The 3,339-nt window shown below is 46.8% G+C and carries 2 protein-coding genes and 1 pseudogene; 2 read left to right on the top strand and 1 reads right to left on the bottom strand.

What is annotated here, in order from left to right; translation table 11 throughout:
* Positions 1 to 259, bottom strand: a 259-nt coding sequence (locus B9T16_RS27115) for an element excision factor XisH family protein (protein WP_410246223.1), incomplete at its 3' end; no start/stop codon positions are given.
* 291 nt (positions 260 to 550) lie between these two features.
* Here B9T16_RS27115 and B9T16_RS27110 point away from each other — a divergent pair.
* Positions 551 to 1,505 (top strand): annotated as a pseudogene (locus B9T16_RS27110) (GUN4 domain-containing protein).
* 267 nt (positions 1,506 to 1,772) lie between these two features.
* Positions 1,773 to 3,339: GUN4 domain-containing protein (locus B9T16_RS27105; RefSeq protein ID WP_410246222.1), on the top strand; the 1,567-nt coding region annotated here is incomplete at its 3' end.

The following is a 3,339-nucleotide window of genomic DNA, read 5'->3' as shown; positions in this document are numbered from 1 at the left end:
GTCCGATCGCTTGTTCTAAATCGGCAATCGCTGATAGTCCTCTAAATTCTTTGATTTCAATGGCAATACGGGTCCGATCTCGTCTGGCACCAATAATAGATCCTTTTGGCTGCGTCGGAAAATGCGATCGCCTGACACCCAGATCTACAAATAAAAATCGCTCCCCATAGGAAATCACATAAGGATCATCTGTAATTGACCAACCATCTTTAATTATAGCTTGTTTGATAATATTATGAGTTGTATCTCTTCGAGGCATAATCCCCTAATATCTTGATGAACAGTCAAGCCAGTTAATTTTCAGTTTGAGTTTGAGTTGCTGTAGATTATTATAGCACCAATCCAGTCTTTACCGGGAGGCGATCGCATTTTTTCCCCCACTTTCCCACAGTGGGAATTAACCCTTAATGAAGTGTTGACAGCCAGTGGCATTCGTGAGTTATAACCGGGTTTCCGTGGACTAGGTAGGAGCCTGCCCTCACTGTGGGTTATAATACCAAAATAGCCGGGTTTCCCTCCGCCCGGTTGTCATGATTTATTGGGGTTGAGAATGATGGCGAAATGTCCCGTTTGTGAAACGGAATATATAGAAAATGAGGTGGAAACCTGTTCGGTGTGTGGTTATGACCTGACACCCTATCCCCCTATAATTGGTGGGATACCGTCGGGGTTTTGGGAGAAGGAAAAAACGCATTGCGGCAGCCAAGCGGGTTTGGCAATTGTCTCAGTCTCAGGTAGAGTCCGCACAGTTGATGGTCTCTAAAGTGCAGTCTCAGTTAGATGAAATGACCCGGAAAATTGACGGTTTTACCACTACTCAATCACAGCTAGAATCTCAGATAGAAGCGATCGCATCTCAATCCCAATCACAGAGAAAAGCGATCGCATCTCAACTCCAATCCCAGAATGAAGCGATCGCATCTCAATCCCAATCACAGCTAGAATCGCAGGTAGAAGCGATCGCATCTCAATCCCAATCACAGCTAGAATCTCAGATAGAAGCGATCGCATCTCAACTCGAGTCGATAACTGAAGCCGTGGCAGATACTCCCATCGTGTCTTATTCTGGTTTTGATTATAGCCAACTCAACAGATTATTGAAATCAGGCCAGTGGAAAGCTGCCGACGAAAAAACGGCTAAGATGATGTGTAGGGTGGCGGGAAAAACCCACGATGGATATTTAAACTATGATGATATCAAAAACTTTCCCGGCGAGGATTGGCGAATCATCGATGGTCTTTGGGTCAAACACAGCAGGGGACGCTTCGGGTTTAGTGTCCAGAAGCAAATTTACATCAATTGTGGAGGATTGCCTGATGGAAGCTATCCAAAAGGTGATGATATATTAGAGCGCTATGGTGACCAGGTGGGATGGCGAGTTGGAAGGTCTTGGATTTTGAAGTCAGATTGCACGTTTGCGGCGATTGCTCCCTGTGGCTATCTTCCTTTTTGGCCTTGGTTATACGAGTGGTATCAGGTAGGCCATTCATTGAAGTCTGATTAAGTGCATTTGTTCTCTCGCGCACGACTTGTCTACTGTAGCATATAAACACTTCAGGCAGTCCCGTAGTTCACCATTCAAATGTTAATGAAATATCAACACCACTCCTACTCTCCATTGGCGGTGGGTTACGCACTCAACCCACCCTACGAAGTCTTACTTCTCCACTGGTGGTAGAAACTGGGTTTCTAGTTCCTCTCGTTCGGTTATAGTAGCATAAAGCCGGGTTTCCCTACACCCGGTTTCTATGTCTTATCGGGGTTTAGAATTATGGCGAAATGTCCCGTTTGTGAAACGGAATATACACCAAATGAGGTGGAAACCTGTTCCGTGTGTGGTTATGACCTGACCCCCTATCCCCCTGTGATTGGTGGGATACCGTCGGGGTTTTTGGAGAAGGAGAAAAAACGCATTGCGGCAGCCAAGCGGGTTTGGCAATTGTCTCAGTCTCAGGTAAAGTCCGCACAGTTGATGGTCTCTCACCTACAGTCTCAGTTAGATGAAATGACCCGGAAAATTGACGGTTTTACCACTACTCAATCACGCCTAGAATCCCAGAATGAAGCGATCGCATCTCAATCGCTATCACGCCTAGAATCGCAGGTAGAAGCGATCGCATCTCAATCGCTATCACGCCTAGAATCGCAGGTAGAAGCGATCGCATCTCAATCGCTATCACGCCTAGAATCGCAGGTAGAAGCGATCGCATCTCAATCGCTATCACGCCTAGAATCGCAGRTAGAAGCGATCGCATCTCAATCGCTATCACGCCTAGAATCGCAGATAGAAGCGATCGCATCTCAATCCCAATCGCTATCACGCCTAGAATCGCAGATAGAAGCGATCGCATCTCAATCCCAATCGCTATCACGCCTAGAATCGCAGATAGAAGCGATCGCATCTCAATCCCAATCGCTATCACGCCTAGAATCGCAGGTAGAAGCGATCGCATCTCAATCCCAATCGCTATCACGCCTAGAATCGCAGATAGAAGCTATCGCATCTCAATCCCAATYGCTATCACGCCTAGAATCSCAGRTAGAAGCGATCGCATCTCAATYCCAATCGTCACAGNTCAAAGCGATCGCATCTCAATCCCAATCGCTATCACGCCTAGAATCGCAGGTAGAAGCGATCGCATCTCAATCCCAATCGCTATCAYGGCTAGAATCTCAGATAGAAGCGATCGCATCTCAACTCCAATGCCAATCGTCACAGGTCAAAGCGATCGCATCTCAATCCCAATCGCTATCACGCCTAGAATCGCAGGTAGAAGCGATCGCATCTCAATCGCTATCACGGCTAGAATCGCAGATAGAAGCGATCGCATCTCAATCGCTATCACGGCTAGAATCGCAGATAGAAGCGATCGCATCTCAACTCCAGTCGATAACTGAAGCCGTGGCAGATACTACCATCGTGTCTTCTTCTGGTTTTTTGTATACCGAACTCGACAGATTATTGAAATCAGGCAACTGGAAAGCTGCCGACAAAGAAACGGCTAAGATGATGTTAGCGGTGGCACAAAAAACCTCTAGGAGATATTTAGACGACGATGATATCAAAAACTTTCCCGGCGAGGATTTGCGAATCATCGATGGTCTTTGGGTCAAACACAGCAGGGGACGCTTTGGGTTTAGTGTCCAGAAGCAAATTTACATCAATTGTGGAGGTAAGCTTGTAGGACACTATCCAGGTGATACAGCGTGGTGTCAGTTTTGTGACGAGGTGGCATGGCGATATAATGGGGATTACGTGGTCTGGTCTGATTGCACGTTTTCCGCGACTGCTCCCCGCGGCCATCTCCCAAGTTATACCGGGCACTATAGTACTTTTA

It is taken from the genome of Arthrospira sp. PCC 8006 (assembly GCF_046480465.1).
In the GTDB taxonomy this organism is placed as follows: domain Bacteria; phylum Cyanobacteriota; class Cyanobacteriia; order Cyanobacteriales; family Microcoleaceae; genus Limnospira; species Limnospira platensis.
This window is presented reverse-complemented; position numbering and strand designations above follow the sequence as displayed.